Raw genomic sequence first — 15,043 nt, forward strand, 5'->3', positions numbered from 1 at the left:
CATGTCACGTCGGCATCCCATCATCTCGATCACCGGCTCCTCCGGGGCCGGCACCACTTCGGTGAAGAAGACGTTCGAAAACATCTTCCGCCGCGAGAACGTGGTCGCCGCCTATATCGAGGGCGACGCGTTCCACCGCTACGACCGCGCCGAGATGCGCAGCCTGATGGCGGAGAGAGCCGAGCGCGGCAACAAGCACTTCAGCCATTTCAGCCCCGAGACCAATTTGTTCGAGGAGCTGGAGAAGCTGTTCAGCGACTACGCCGAGACCGGCACCGGAACCACGCGACACTATGTGCACGATGAGGAGGAGGCGCGGCTCTACGGCGCCAAGCCCGGCACCTTCACCGCTTGGGAGGCGCTGCCGGAGAATTCCGACCTGTTGTTCTACGAGGGCCTGCATGGTGCCGTGGTCACCGACAAGGTGAATGTCGCGCAGCATGCCGACCTCAAGATCGGCGTCGTGCCGGTCATCAATCTCGAATGGATCCAGAAGCTGCATCGCGACCGCAGCCATCGCGGCTACTCCACCGAGGCGGTGACCGACACCATCCTGCGCCGCATGCCGGACTATGTGAATTACATCTGCCCGCAGTTCACCGAGACCGACATCAACTTCCAGCGCGTGCCGACGGTCGATACGTCGAACCCGTTCATCGCGCGCTGGATCCCGACGCCGGATGAATCGATGGTCGTGATCCGGCTGAAGAACCCGCGCGGCATCGATTTTCCCTATCTGCTCTCGATGATCCCGAACAGCTTCATGTCGCGCGCCAATTCGATCGTGGTGCACGGCGCCAAGCTCGACCTCGCGATGCAGCTCATCCTGACCCCGCTGATCCTGCAACTGATCGAACGAAAGAGGCGAACGATATGACCGCACTTGCGTCCGTTGCCAGCCGCCCCGAAATCAGCCACGACGAGATGGCGAACGCCATCCGCTTCCTCGCCATCGACGCGGTGGAGCAGTCGAAATCCGGTCATCCCGGCATGCCGATGGGCATGGCCGATGTCGCGACCGTGCTGTTCACGGACTTCCTGAAGTTCGATCCGGCCGATCCGGCCTGGCCCGACCGCGATCGCTTTGTGCTGTCGGCCGGTCACGGCTCGATGCTGCTCTACGCACTGCTTTATCTTACAGGCTACGAGAGCATGACGCTCGACCAGCTCAAGGCCTTCCGGCAGTGGGGATCGAAAACCCCGGGACATCCCGAGTATGGCCACACCCCGGGTGTCGAGACCACGACCGGGCCGCTCGGGCAGGGGATTGCGACCGCGGTCGGCATGGCGCTCGCCGAGCGGCTGATGAACGCGCGCTTCGGCGACGACCTCGTCGACCACTACACCTATGTGATCGCCGGCGATGGCTGCCTGATGGAAGGCATCAGCCATGAGGCGATCTCGCTCGCCGGCCATTTGCGGCTGAACCGATTGATCGTGCTGTTCGACGACAATCATATCTCGATCGACGGCGCCACCTCGCTGTCCTGCTCGGACGACCAGACGGCGCGGTTCAAGGCCAGCGGCTGGAACGTCAACCGCATCGACGGCCACGATCCGCAGGCGATCACGGCTTCGATCAGGCAGGCACGATCGAGCGATCGTCCGTCGTTGATCGCCTGCCGGACGGTGATCGGGTTCGGTGCGCCGAACCGGCAGGGCAGCGAAAAGGTGCATGGCGCGCCGCTCGGTGCCGATGAGGTGGCGAAGACCCGTGCCGCGCTGCGCTGGCCGTATCCGGCATTCGAAATTCCCGACGCGGTGCTGGCGGAGTGGCGCGAGCTCGGCGGCCGCGGCCGCGACGCGCGGCGGGCCTGGATCGAGCGTTCGCGCGGCGCCTGCAAGGGCGACAAGGCCGAGCGGTCTCCGTTCCACGATGCGCTGAACCGGAGATTGCCCTGCGCCTATGCCGAGGCGATGGCGAAGTTGGTGGCGCGGTTCGCGACCGAGCGGCCGAAGCTCGCCACGCGGCAGGCCTCGCAGCAGGTCATCGACGTGATCGCGGAGGCGTTGCCCAACCTGCTGGGCGGCTCGGCCGACCTCACGCACTCCAATCTGACGCTGGCGAAGTCGCAGGTCTCGGTGCGGCCGGAGACGCTCGACGGCAGCTATATCCATTACGGCATCCGCGAGCATGGCATGGCCGCGGCGATGAACGGCATCGCCCTGCACGGCGGGTTCATTCCCTATGGCGGCACCTTCCTCAGCTTCGCCGATTACAGCCGGCCGGCGATCCGCCTCGCGGCGCTGATGGGGATCCGCGTCATCCATGTGATGACCCACGATTCCATCGGGCTCGGCGAGGACGGGCCGACGCATCAGCCGGTCGAGCATCTGGCGGCGCTGCGCGCGATCCCGAACGTCCTGGTGTTTCGCCCGGCCGATGCCGTCGAAACCGCGGAAGCGTGGGACTGCGCGCTGAAGGCGGAGACCTCGCCGTCGATCCTCTGCCTGTCGCGGCAGGCGCTGCCGACGGTTCGCGACGGCAGCAAGGACAACCAGGTCGCGCTCGGCGCCTACGTTCTCGTCGAGCCGGACTTCGGGCGTGACGTCACCCTGATTGCAACGGGTTCGGAGGTGGCGATCGCGCTCGAAGCCGCAAAGCTGCTGGCGGAAGACGGGGTACAGGCCGCGGTCGTCTCGGCCCCGTGCTTCGACCTGTTCCGCCAGCAGCCGAGCGACTATCGCGCCCAGGTGCTGGGCAGCGCCCCGCGTGTCGGCGTGGAAGCCGCGGTCGAGGGCGACTGGGCGCGCTGGCTCGGCGACGACGGTGCGTTCGTCGGCATGACCGGCTTCGGCGCTTCCGCGCCGGCCGACGTGCTCTACCGCGAATTCGGTATCACGCCTGCGGCAACCGCTGCTGCAGCAAAACAGCTCATTCAACGAGCGAATTGAAAGGAGGACGCCACCATGGCGCGGATAACCCTGAGACAGTTGCTGGATCATGCCGCCGAACGCGGCTACGGCGTGCCGGCCTTCAACATCAACAATATGGAGCAGGGCCTCGCCATCATGGAGGCGGCCGCGGCCTGCGATGCGCCTGTCATCATCCAGGCCTCGCGCGGCGCGCGGTCCTATGCCAACGACATCATGCTGGCGAAGATGATCGACGCGCTCGAGGAGATGCATCCGCAGATTCCGCTCTGCCTGCATCTCGACCACGGCAACGAAGAGGCGACCTGCGCCACCGCGATCCGCTACGGCTTCACCTCCGTCATGATGGACGGCTCGCTCAAGGCCGACGCCAAGACGGCAGCCGACTATGACTACAATGTCGATATCACCCGCAGGGTCGTCGAGATGGCGCACTGGGTCGGCGCATCGGTCGAAGGCGAGCTCGGCGTGCTCGGCTCGCTCGAGCATGGCGGCGGCGAGCAGGAGGACGGTCACGGCGTTGAAGGCAAGCTGAGCCAGGATCAGCTTCTCACCGACCCGGACCAGGCGGTCGATTTCGTCCGCGCCACCAAGGTCGATGCGCTCGCGATCGCGATGGGCACCTCGCATGGCGCCTACAAGTTCACGCGGCGGCCAGACGGCGAGATCCTGGCGATGCGTGTGGTCGAGGAGATCCACAGTCGCCTGCCGAACACGCATCTGGTGATGCACGGCTCGTCCTCGGTGCCGCAGCCGCTGCAGGACATGTTCAACCAGTTCGGCGGCGAGATGCCGCAGACCTGGGGCGTCCCGGTCGAGGAGATCGTCCGCGGCATCAAGCACGGGGTGCGCAAGGTCAATATCGACACCGATTGCCGTCTGGCGATGGCGGCGGCCTTCCGCAAGGTCGCCGTCCAGTCGAAGAGCGAGTTCGATCCGCGCAAATTCCTGAAGCCGGCGATGGATGCGCTGCGCGAACTCTGCCGTGACCGCTTCGAGCAGTTCGGCACGGCCGGCAATGCCGCCAGGATCAAGGTGGTTGCACTGCCGGAGATGGCCCGTCGCTATCGCGCCGGCGCGCTCGATCCGCAAATTGGAAAGATGACCCAGGCCGCCTGAGCAAATGGCGACGAACCACAGGAGATTTCGATGAACATGCAGCAGTCGATGACGGTGCGCGGCAAGGATCGCTACAAGTCCGGCGTGATGGAATACAAGCGGATGGGCTATTGGGAGCCGAACTACGAGCCCAAGGACACCGACGTCATCGCCTTGTTCCGCGTCACGCCGCAGGACGGCGTCGATCCGACCGAAGCCTGCGCGGCGGTGGCGGGCGAATCCTCGACCGCGACCTGGACCGTGGTGTGGACCGACCGGCTGACGGCCGCGGAGAAATACCGGGCGAAATGCTATCGCGTCGATCCGGTGCCGAATTCGCCGGGCAGCTACTTCGCCTATATCGCCTACGACCTCGACCTGTTCGAGCCGGGCTCGATCTCGAACCTGACGGCCTCGATCATCGGCAATGTGTTCGGCTTCAAGCCGCTGAAGGCGTTGCGGCTCGAGGACATGCGGCTGCCGACCGCCTATGTGAAGACATTCCAGGGCCCGGCGACCGGCATTGTGGTGGAGCGCGAGCGGCTCGACAAGTTCGGCCGTCCGTTGCTCGGCGCCACTGTGAAGCCGAAGCTCGGCCTGTCCGGCCGCAACTATGGGCGTGTCGTCTATGAGGCGCTGAAAGGCGGGCTCGACTTCACCAAGGACGACGAGAACATCAACTCGCAGCCCTTCATGCACTGGCGCGAGCGCTTCCTCTACTGCATGGAGGCGGTCAACCGCGCGCAGGCCGCGACCGGCGAGATCAAGGGCACCTATCTCAACGTTACCGCGGCGACCATGGAGGACATGTACGAGCGCGCCGAGTTCGCCCATGAGCTCGGCTCCAACATCGTCATGATCGACCTTGTGATCGGCTACACCGCGATCCAGTCGATGGCGAAGTGGGCGCGCAAGAACAACATGATCCTGCATCTGCATCGCGCCGGTCACTCGACCTACACGCGGCAGCGCAGCCACGGCGTCTCGTTCCGCGTGATCGCGAAATGGATGCGGCTCGCCGGCGTCGATCACATCCATGCCGGCACGGTGGTCGGCAAGCTCGAGGGCGATCCGAACACCACCCGCGGCTACTACGACATCTGCCGCGAGGACTTCAATCCGCTGCACCTGGAGCACGGCGTGTTCTTCGACCAGAACTGGGCGAGCCTCAACAAGCTGATGCCGGTGGCCTCCGGCGGCATTCATGCCGGCCAGATGCACCAGCTGCTCGACCTGCTCGGCGAGGACGTGGTGCTGCAGTTCGGCGGCGGCACCATCGGACATCCCCGCGGCATCCAGGCCGGCGCCACCGCCAACCGCGTCGCGCTGGAAGCCATGATCCTCGCCCGCAACGAGGGACGCGACTACGTCCACGAGGGACCGGAGATCCTGGCCAAGGCGGCGCAGACCTGCACGCCGCTGCGCGAGGCGCTCGACGTCTGGAAGGACGTCACCTTCAACTACGAGTCGACGGACGCCCCCGATTTCGTTCCCACGCCGAGCATGGCGGTCTGAGAGGAGGTTCTCATGCGCGTTACCCAAGGCTGCTTCTCGTTCCTGCCCGATCTCACCGACGAGCAGATCGCCGCACAGGTACAATATTGTCTCGACAAGGGCTGGGCGGTGAACATCGAGTTCACCGACGATCCGCATCCCCGCAACACCTATTGGGATATGTGGGGCCTGCCGATGTTCGACCTGCGCGATGCAGCCGGCATCATGAAGGAGCTCGCCGACTGCCGGCGGGTCTATGGCGACCGCTACATCCGGGTCTCCGGCTTTGATTCCAGCCCGGGTTGGGAGTCGGTTCGCATCTCCTTCATCGTCAACCGGCCGCAGGAGGAGCCGGGCTTCCGGCTCGACCGTCAGGAGGCCGCCGGACGCAATCTGCGTTACGCGACCCATTCCTATGCAGCGGGCCGCCCCGAAGGCGAACGCTACACCGATCATTGACCGCGTCCGGCTTGCAAACCAGGCGGGTTGCTCCCTCGACCGCCCTGGTCCGGATGCACTTCTCCGTCGTCGCCGCCGCGGCGACGGAGCTTTTCCAGGCGAGAGGATCATGACCCAGGCGCAAGAACAGATCAGCGAACAAATCCGCGAGACCCCGCTCGAGACCATCGACCTTCGCCATGAATTCGCCGACCTCGGCATCGGCGACGTGCTCGACCAGCTGGATTCCGAATTGATCGGCCTGAAGCCGGTGAAGACCCGCATCCGCGAGATCGCATCGCTGCTGCTGGTCGAACGCATCAGGCAGAAGATGGCGCTGGCGACGACGTTTCCGACCCTGCATATGTCGTTCACCGGCAACCCCGGCACCGGCAAGACCACGGTCGCGCTGCGGATGGCCGGAATCCTGCACCGGCTCGGCTTCGTGCGCCGCGGCCACGTCATCAGCGTCACGCGCGACGACCTCGTCGGCCAATATATCGGCCACACCGCGCCGAAGACGAAAGAGATATTGAAGAAGGCGATGGGCGGCGTGCTGTTCATCGACGAGGCCTATTACCTCTATCGCCCGGAAAACGAGCGCGACTACGGGCAGGAGGCGATCGAGATCCTGCTGCAGGTGATGGAGCAGCAGCGCGAGGATCTGGTCGTGATTCTGGCCGGCTATGGCGACCGCATGGAGAAATTCTTCCAGAGCAATCCGGGCTTCCGCTCCCGCATCGCGCATCACATCGATTTCCCGGACTATTCGGACGGCGAGTTGCTCTGGATCGCCGAGCTGATGTTGCAGCAGCAGAATTATCGTTTCTCCCCGGAAGCACGCGAGGCCTTCATCCGTTACATTGCCGTGCGCAAGGAACAGCCGCTGTTCTCCAATGCACGCTCGATCCGCAATGCTCTCGATCGCATCCGGCTGCGCCAGGCCAACCGGATCGTGGCGAAGCTCGACCGCACGCTGACGGCCGACGACGTGATGTCGATCGAGGCCGGCGACGTGCTTGCCAGCCGGGTGTTCGTCAAAGGCGCCGGTGCGTCGGGCGAGGGACGATGAACGAGGCGCTCGCCGTGATCCGGTCCGCCGGGATGCGTGACATCATCGCGAGCGCCCGCGCCTTGATCTTCGATGTCGACGGCACGCTCGCCGAAACCGAGGAGGTGCACCGCCGCGCCTTCAATGAAGCCTTTGCCAAAGCCGGCCTCGATTGGTTCTGGGACCAGGTTACTTATGCGCGGCTGCTTCGGGTGGCCGGCGGCAAGGAGCGCATCCGCGCCTTCGACCAGCGCAACGCGGTCCCAATGCTGACATTCGCCGAGATCGCCGACCTGCACAGGATCAAGACCGCGCGCTACGCCGCGCTGATTGCCGCGGGCGGCTGCCCGTTGCGGCCGGGCGTCAGGGCCTGGCTCGCCGGCGCGCGCAGCCGCGGCCAACGCCTGGCGATCGCGACGACCACCTCGCATGGCAATATCGACGCGCTGCTTTCGGTTTCGCTCGGGCTGGACTGGGCCGATCAGTTCGAGGCGATCGTTGCCGGCGACGACGTGCCGCGGAAGAAGCCGGCGCCGGATGTCTATGTCGAGGTTCTGGCGCGGCTTGGGCTCGGGCCGGGAGATTGCGTCGCCGTTGAGGATTCCGGCAACGGCCTCGCCGCCGCGGCAGGCGCCGGCATCCCCGTGGTCATCACCCGCAGCACCTATTTCAGCGACGACGATTTTGCCGAGGCGCTGCTGGTCGTCGACGATCTCTCTGACATCGATGCCTGAAGGCCGCTGCCGCCGGCTGGCAGTTCCGGCAAATTTATTCTGCCTGTTAAATAAATGGTGCTTGCGTCCATAGCAGGGTAGGGGCACAATCCTACCGAAGGTTGCCAAAAGTGATGCCGTGCCACCTGGAGGGCAATGGGACTTGTCAACTATTCCGGATGGCGCCTCACGATCCTCCCCGTCTCCGATCAATTTCTTCGGATAATTAAATAAATGGCCAGTCGGTGCTTGCATCCGTACAGTGGGAGCAACATCAATCAAATGGCGCAAAAAGCAGTGCCACGCCGCCAGAAGTTCTGGAGGATGCTGGCGCTCGCCAACAATTCCGGGAGACCGGCGCCTCATGATCCTCCACGTCATTCCTGCGCCGCGTTTGTCCCACGGCATGACTCGCGGATGAACCGGGCCTTGCAGGATCGACATGGCCGATCGTGCGGAGCGAGCATTGGCGCTGTTGACGGGTTCGATCGACATTCCGCAACTTCGGTTCGTGACGGTCCCGGCGCCGATCCGACACCGCCGTAGATCTGCGGTCCGCCCACGAACGATAGCCGTCGATGGACGCTGTGCACGGCAAGGGTATCCCAACTCAAAAAAACGAGGGAGTGAAGCATGTCCAAATTGAAGACCAGCTTGTTTGCGCTCGTGCTGGCCGGCCTTGCCGCGGCGGTGTCGGATCGCGACGCCATGGCCCAGAGCAAGCCGACCATCGGCATCGCGATGCCGACAAAATCCTCGGCACGCTGGATCGACGACGGCAACAACATGGTCAAGGTGCTGAAGGAGCGCGGCTACGGCACCGATCTGCAATATGCCGAAGATGACATTCCGAACCAGCTCTCCCAGGTCGAGAACATGGTGACCAAGGGTGCCAAGGTGCTGGTCATTGCCGCCATCGACGGCACCACCTTGTCCGATGTCCTGAAGCAGGCCAAGGCCCAGGGCATCACGGTGATCGCCTATGACCGCCTGATCCGCGACACCCCCAACGTCGACTATTACGCGACCTTCGACAATTTCCAGGTCGGCGTGCTGCAAGCCCAGTCGATCGAGAACGCGCTCGGGCTCAAGGAGGGCAAGGGGCCCTTCAACATCGAGCTGTTCGGCGGCTCGCCCGACGACAACAATGCGTACTTCTTCTACGACGGTGCGATGTCGGTGCTGAAGCCCTATATCGACAGCGGCAAGCTCGTGGTCGGCAGCGGCCAGACGGGCATGAACAAGGTTGCGACGCTGCGCTGGGACGGTGCGACCGCGCAGGCGCGCATGGATAACCTGCTCAGTGCGTTCTACGGCAAGAAGCGCGTCGATGCGGTGCTGTCGCCCTATGACGGCCTGTCGATCGGCATCATCTCCTCGCTGAAGAGCGTCGGCTACGGCAGCAAGGACCAGCCGATGCCGTACATCAGCGGGCAGGATGCCGAGGTACCATCGATCAAGGCGATGCTGCGCGGCGAGCAATATTCGACCATCTTCAAGGATACCCGCGACCTCGCCAAGGTGACGGCCGACATGGTCGACGCCGTGCTGAGCAAGAAGGAGGTCAGCGTCAATGACACCAAGACCTACAACAACGGGGTCAAGGTGGTTCCGTCCTATCTCCTCAAGCCGGTCGTGGTGGATAAGACCAATTGGGAGAAAGTCCTGATTGACAGCGGCTATTACAAGCGCTCGCAATTCGACTAGAGCGTTTTCGAGCGAAGTGGCTACCGGTTCGCGTGAGGAAAACGCGTCAAAACTAGAATCCAGAGCCCCGTTCCGATTTAATCGGAACGGAATAGGCTCCAGGGCGGATCGCCGGGCGAGCGGCGGTGAACCGCGCCGGGGACGATCGACGCTGCGGGACATGATCCGATGACGGCAATGCTTGAGATGCGCGGCGTCAGCAAGAGCTTTGCCGGCGTGCAGGCGTTGCGCGACGTCAGCTTCACCGTCGAGGCCGGGCAGATCCATGCGCTGGTCGGCGAAAACGGCGCCGGCAAGTCGACCCTGATGAAGGTGCTGAGCGGGGTCTATCCGGCCGGCAGCTACGATGGGTCGATCGTGTTCGACGGCGAGGAGCGGCGCTTCCGCGACATCAACGACAGCGAGGCGCTCGGGATCATCATCATACATCAGGAGCTGGCGCTGATCCCGCTGATGTCGATTGCCGAGAACATCTTTCTGTCGCATCCGCCGTCGCGGTTCGGCGTCATCGACCGCAACGCGGTGCATCGGCGGACCGCCGAACTGTTGGCGCAGGTCGGCTTGCGGGAGCCGCCGGACACGCTGATCACCGACCTCGGCGTCGGCAAGCAGCAGCTCGTGGAGATCGCCAAGGCGCTGTCCAAGCGGGTGCGCCTCCTGATCCTCGACGAGCCGACCGCCAGTCTGAATGAAGCCGACAGCGCCGCCTTGCTCGAGCGTCTCCTGGCCTTCCGCGAGCAGGGCATCGCCTCGATCCTGATCTCGCACAAGCTGAACGAGGTTGCGCGCGTCGCCGACCGCATCACGGTGCTGCGCGACGGCCGCACCGTCGACAGCATCGACTGCCGGACCGAGCGCATCGAGGAGGACCGCATCATCCGCAGCATGGTCGACCGCGATCTCGCGCACCGCTTCCCCGAGCGGAAGGCGGAGATCGGCGAACCCGTGATGACGGTGGAGAACTGGTCGGTGTATCATCCGCTGCATACCGAGCGGCAGGTGATCAAGAACGTCGACTTCACGCTGCGGCGCGGCGAGGTGGTCGGCATCGCCGGCCTGATGGGCGCCGGCCGCACCGAGTTCGCGATGAGCCTGTTCGGCCGCGCCTGGGGCACCAACGTCTCCGGCAGGGTCCGCCTCGATGGACGCGAGGCCGATCTGTCCAGCGTGCCGGCCGCGATCGATGCCGGCATCGCCTATGTCACGGAAGACCGCAAGCAGCTCGGGCTGATCCTTGCCGCCGACGTCCGCAAGAACGTGACGGTGGCGAGCCTGCGCCAGGTGTCGGAGCGCGGCGTGATCGACGATGTCGCCGAGCTGAAGGCCGCGAGCGACTACCGCACCCGGATGCGGATCCGCTGTTCCGACGTCTACCAGGCGACCGGCGACCTCTCGGGCGGCAACCAGCAGAAGGTCGTGCTGTCGAAATGGCTGATGACCGATCCGAGGGTGCTGCTGCTGGACGAGCCGACGCGCGGGATCGACGTCGGTGCGAAATACGAGATCTACTCCATCATCAACGAGCTGGCCGAGGCCGGCAGGGGCGTCGTGGTGATCTCCTCGGAGATGCCCGAGCTGCTCGGCATCTGCGACCGGATCTGCGTGATGAATGACGGCGCCTTCGTCGGCGAGTTCGCAAGGCACGACGCGACGCAGGAGAAGATCATGCGCGCCATCATGCGCAATATCAGAATGTCCGGACGCGGCGGCGACGAAAGGGCGGCACGCGCCGGAGGAGGGGCACCATGACCGACAAGACGGTATCACTTCCCGAGACCCTCAGGCATTCCGGCTTCATCAAGAACAATCTGCGCAACTACGGCATGCTGCTGTCGCTGCTCGCGATCATGCTGTTCTTCGAGATCGTGACCGACGGCACGCTGTTGCAGCCGCTCAACCTCACCAATCTCGTGCTGCAGAACAGCTACATCGTCATCATGGCGCTCGGCATGCTGCTGGTGATCGTCACCGGGCATATCGATCTTTCGGTCGGCTCGGTCGCGGGCTTCGTCGGCGCCGTCGCGGCGGTGCTGATGGTGCGCTACCATGTCAGCTACCCGATCGCCTTCGTCGCCTGCCTCCTGGTCGGCGCCGCGATCGGTGCGGCCCAGGGCTATTGGGTGGCCTATTTCGGCATTCCGTCCTTCATCGTGACGCTGGCGGGCATGCTGGTGTTCAAGGGCCTCGCGCTTGCGGTGCTGCAGGGCCAGTCGGTCGGGCCGTTCCCGCCGACCTTCCAGAAGCTGTCGTCGGGCTTCATCCCCGAGCTGTTCCCGAGCGCCGGCACGCTCTATCCGACGTCGCTCGCGATCGGCATCGTCCTGGCGTTTGTCCTGGTCCTGGCGACCGCCAGGAGCCGGGCGCGCGAGCAGGCGCACGGCATTGCCGTCGAGCCCTACGCGTTTTTCATCGTCAAGAGCATCGCGCTGGCGGGCGCGGTGCTCTACTTCACCTATCTGATCGCCTCGCATCGCGGCCTGCCCAACGTGCTCGTGATCATGACCGTCCTGATCGCGCTCTATGGCTTCGTCACGCGGCGGACGGTGATCGGTAGGCAGATCTACGCGGTGGGCGGCAACGCCAAGGCGGCGAAGCTGTCGGGCGTCAAGACCGAACGGCTCACCTTCTTCACCTTCGTCAACATGGGCGTGCTGGCCGCGCTCGCCGGGCTGGTGTTCGCAGCCCGGCTCAACACCGCGACACCGAAGGCCGGCCTCGGCTTCGAGCTCGATGTGATCGCCGCCTGCTTCATCGGCGGTGCGTCGGCCTATGGCGGCGTCGGCCGGGTCGGCGGCGCGGTGGTCGGTGCCATGATCATGGGCGTCATGAATAACGGCATGTCGATCCTCGGTATCGGCATCGATTATCAGCAAGTGATCAAGGGCCTCGTCCTGCTCGGCGCCGTCTGCATCGATGTCTACAACCAGCGCCGCTGACGGCCACGCAGTCACAATTCCACGATAGGATGCCGGCGCAACGCAGGAGAATGCCGCGTGAAACTGTCCCTTGCCGACGCGCTGACTATCGGATCCATCCTTGCCGAAGTCGGCCGCAGCGAAATCATGCCGCGGTTCCGCCGCGTGCGCGAGATCGAGGTCCGCACCAAGACATTGGCATTCGACGTCGTCACCGAAGCCGATGAGCTTGCCGAGCAGGCGATATCGGCGGCGCTGCTGCGGGCGTTTCCGAATGCGGTTGTGATCGGCGAGGAGGGCACCGCGCGTGATCCGGCCGCGCTCGATCAGGTCGGAACCGCGGAGCTTGCCTTCATCATCGATCCGATCGACGGCACACGGAACTTCACCTCGAGCCTGCCGCTGTTCGGCACCATGGTGGCCGCCACCATGCGCGGCGAGATCGTGTTCGGCGCGATCCATGATCCGGTCAGCAACGACACCGCATTCGCGCTGCGCGGCGAGGGCGCGTGGCTCGCGATGCCGGACGGCCGGCGGCATGACCTGAAAGTGGCTCCCGCCGTGCCGGTCAAGCAGATGGATGCGATCGTCGGCGTCAACTTCCTGCCCGAGCCGCTGCGCACGATTGTCGCCGGCAATCTTTCCAGGCTCGGCGGCAGCGCCTGGCTCAGATGCGCCGCGCATGAGTATCGCATGGCGGCGTCCGGACATTGCCATCTGCTGTTCTACAACAAGCTGATGCCGTGGGATCATGCCGCGGGCTGGCTGCTGCATCGCGAGGCCGGCGGCTACAGCGCGCATTTCGACGGATCACCCTACCGGCCGGTCAATCTGACCGGCGGCTTGCTGTGCGCACCAGATGAGGCGAGCTGGCACGCGGCGCGAGAGGCGATCCTGACGCCGGCTGGATAGCAGCAGACGCGGGTTCGTCGCGTTGCGGCGGTTATGAGCCACATTGGTTTCGGATTCAACTGCCAAACAGCTTGTTCGGTGTCGTCCCTGCGAAAGCAGGGACCCATACCCCGCGGCAGGTGTTGTGAGTGGGACTCGTCGTCCCAGCATCGTTCAACAATCAGCATTTGTGGTTATGGGTCCCGGCTTTCGCCGGGACGACACCCAATATGGGTCGTCGTTTGTGGGTCATGCCTTCGCTCAGGGCTTCAGGCCTGCACGATTTCGCCGTCCGCCTCGCGTCTTCGCAAAGGAGCTTGCGCCGTCGGGCAAATCAGTGCTTGGCGATTTCGGCCGGAGCATCCAGCAGTGCCAGATGCCTGATGCGGCGCACGACAAGGATGGCAACTGCTGCAGCGGCGATCGGTGCCAGTTGCAGGCCGTTGGCGCCCGCGGGCACCATGGCGAATGGCGTCAAATAAAGCGCAGCGAGGGCGATGCGTTCATAGGGCAGCCAGCCCTGCGCAAGCGCCTGCGCGATCAGCCACGCGCCCGGGATCGCCAGGATCACGACCTCATAGTTGCCGAGCGACGGTACGCACAGGCCGGTCATCGCCACCATCAGCGCGATCTCGGCGGCGCCGCCGGGACGTTTTCGCAGCACCAGGATCAGGACGACGATCGCGATCGCGGCCGCGGTCACCTGGACGAGCCAGGCCGTGCTGCTGGATCCGCCGGCCAGCCTGACCGCGGCATAGGGACTGGCGAACTTCTCGAAACCGGGTCCGCCGCCGAGACTCCAGGCACTTGCCTCTGGCAGAACGGCAACAAACTTAATCCATGGATCGATCCCGAAGGAGGCGGTGGCCGCCAGCACAAGCACGAGCGTCGTTGCGGCCGCCGCGGCGAGCGCGCGCCAGCGCCGCGTCAGGATCAGCACCAGCGGCGCAAGCAGGGCGATCTGCGGCTTGTAGCTGAAGCACCCGAGCAGCGCGCCGGCGATCACCGGGTAGCGGTCGAGCGTGACGGCCGATCCGCCGAGCAGGGCCGCCGAGAACAGCGAATTCTGTCCGAACAGCGCGCACACCCACACGGCGGGAAAGGCGAGCGCGGGAACGACGGAGCCACGCTCAAGCATGGCTCTCACCGCGACCGCATAGGCGGCGCCGGTCGCGACGATCCAGACGACGGCGGCCGTTGCAAAGGGAACCAGTGCGAAGGGCAGCCAGAACAACAGCGACGTCGGCGGGTAGAAGAACGGTGCGTAGGTGTTCTGACCGAGCACGGCGGCTACGGCGGCGCGGCCTGCGTCGCCATAGGCGTCGCCGGCACGGCCTTCGAGCGCGAGCTTTGCCGCCGTCCAGAACGCCGCGAAGTCATAGCCGACATCCATCGTCGGTGCAGTCCATGGGATGATCGCGATGCAGCCGATGAACAGGACGAGAAATACGCGGGTGAAGGCGGTGACACGGTCAGCCGTAAGCCAGTCGGCCTCGCGCAGCGCGGAGACCAGCGCGCCGGCGCCGGACCGCGGTGAATGCGCGGTTGCCGCCTGCGGCCGACTCGTGGACGCGCTTGACATCCGGCCGGTGGTTGCGCGTGGCATCACAGTGCCACGATCCGCGTCATTCGCCGCGAGGTGACGCGCGGCGTCATCAGCGAAGGCCAGCCTGTGTCCCTCGAGGTCCGACTTCTGCGACATCGGCCGCTTCATCCCAATCGCGTCGTGCACGCGCAACATTTGGATCAAATCGTCTAAGGTTGCGTAAACCCGATCGCTGCAATTGGCCGCGGCGCAATCGGAACCGATGATCGACATTGCCCCTTGTCCGCGGCCTGTCACGCCGGGCATGGTAAATGAA

Annotated in this window: 12 protein-coding genes; 11 read left to right on the plus strand and 1 reads right to left on the minus strand. The window is 64.8% G+C overall.

What is annotated here, in order from left to right; all coding sequences use genetic code 11:
- The first annotated feature begins 1 nt into the window (after position 1).
- The 11 genes from PMN64_RS11530 to PMN64_RS11580 all read left to right on the plus strand — a co-directional run bounded on the left by PMN64_RS11530 (position 2) and on the right by PMN64_RS11580 (position 13,202).
- Positions 2-877 (plus strand): phosphoribulokinase, encoded by an 876-nt coding sequence (locus tag PMN64_RS11530; RefSeq protein ID WP_028331481.1) that lies wholly within the window; start codon positions 2-4, stop codon positions 875-877.
- The gene (gene tkt, locus PMN64_RS11535; protein ID WP_411780780.1) at positions 874-2,895 is read left to right on the plus strand and encodes a transketolase; all 2,022 of its coding nucleotides are present in this window, start codon (positions 874-876) and stop codon (positions 2,893-2,895) included. The genes PMN64_RS11530 and tkt overlap by 4 nt, the downstream gene beginning before the upstream one ends.
- A 15-nt stretch (positions 2,896-2,910) precedes the next feature.
- A complete protein-coding gene (gene fba / locus PMN64_RS11540; RefSeq protein ID WP_375764300.1) occupies positions 2,911-3,993 on the plus strand; it encodes a class II fructose-bisphosphate aldolase in 1,083 nt (360 codons plus the stop codon).
- Positions 3,994-4,029: 36 nt separating this feature from the next.
- Positions 4,030-5,487: a form I ribulose bisphosphate carboxylase large subunit gene (locus tag PMN64_RS11545; protein WP_035634399.1), complete on the plus strand. Its 1,458-nt coding sequence runs from the start codon at positions 4,030-4,032 to the stop codon at positions 5,485-5,487.
- 12 nt (positions 5,488-5,499) lie between these two features.
- Positions 5,500-5,925 carry a ribulose bisphosphate carboxylase small subunit gene (locus PMN64_RS11550; RefSeq protein ID WP_028345191.1) on the plus strand — a complete coding sequence of 142 codons (426 nt, stop codon included), beginning with the start codon at positions 5,500-5,502 and terminating at the stop codon, positions 5,923-5,925.
- A gap of 109 nt (positions 5,926-6,034) precedes the next feature.
- Complete coding sequence (cbbX, locus tag PMN64_RS11555; RefSeq protein ID WP_411780782.1) at positions 6,035-6,976, plus strand: CbbX protein; 942 nt, start codon at positions 6,035-6,037, stop codon at positions 6,974-6,976.
- Entirely contained in the window at positions 6,973-7,689 is a 717-nt protein-coding gene (locus PMN64_RS11560; RefSeq protein ID WP_411780783.1) for an HAD-IA family hydrolase, read from the plus strand. Before cbbX ends, PMN64_RS11560 begins: the two co-directional genes overlap by 4 nt.
- A gap of 612 nt (positions 7,690-8,301) precedes the next feature.
- Positions 8,302-9,375 (plus strand): multiple monosaccharide ABC transporter substrate-binding protein, encoded by a 1,074-nt coding sequence (gene chvE, locus PMN64_RS11565; RefSeq protein WP_028345188.1) that lies wholly within the window; start codon positions 8,302-8,304, stop codon positions 9,373-9,375.
- A 168-nt stretch (positions 9,376-9,543) separates the two neighbouring features.
- Positions 9,544-11,124: a multiple monosaccharide ABC transporter ATP-binding protein gene (gene mmsA, locus PMN64_RS11570; protein WP_411780784.1), complete on the plus strand. Its 1,581-nt coding sequence runs from the start codon at positions 9,544-9,546 to the stop codon at positions 11,122-11,124.
- Positions 11,121-12,311, plus strand: a complete 1,191-nt coding sequence (gene mmsB / locus PMN64_RS11575) for a multiple monosaccharide ABC transporter permease (protein ID WP_411780785.1) — start codon at positions 11,121-11,123, stop codon at positions 12,309-12,311. The genes mmsA and mmsB overlap by 4 nt, the downstream gene beginning before the upstream one ends.
- Positions 12,312-12,368: 57 nt before the next feature.
- Positions 12,369-13,202 carry an inositol monophosphatase family protein gene (locus tag PMN64_RS11580; protein ID WP_411780786.1) on the plus strand — a complete coding sequence of 278 codons (834 nt, stop codon included), beginning with the start codon at positions 12,369-12,371 and terminating at the stop codon, positions 13,200-13,202.
- 313 nt (positions 13,203-13,515) lie between these two features.
- On the opposite strand, the gene PMN64_RS11585 is transcribed toward PMN64_RS11580, so the two are convergent.
- Positions 13,516-14,883 carry a glycosyltransferase family 87 protein gene (locus tag PMN64_RS11585; protein ID WP_411780787.1) on the minus strand — a complete coding sequence of 456 codons (1,368 nt, stop codon included), beginning with the start codon at positions 14,881-14,883 and terminating at the stop codon, positions 13,516-13,518.
- Between the last annotated feature and the right edge of the window lie 160 nt (positions 14,884-15,043).

The sequence above is a fragment of the Bradyrhizobium sp. UFLA01-814 genome, assembly GCF_046718885.1.
Classification (GTDB): Bacteria; Pseudomonadota; Alphaproteobacteria; order Rhizobiales; family Xanthobacteraceae; genus Bradyrhizobium; species Bradyrhizobium elkanii.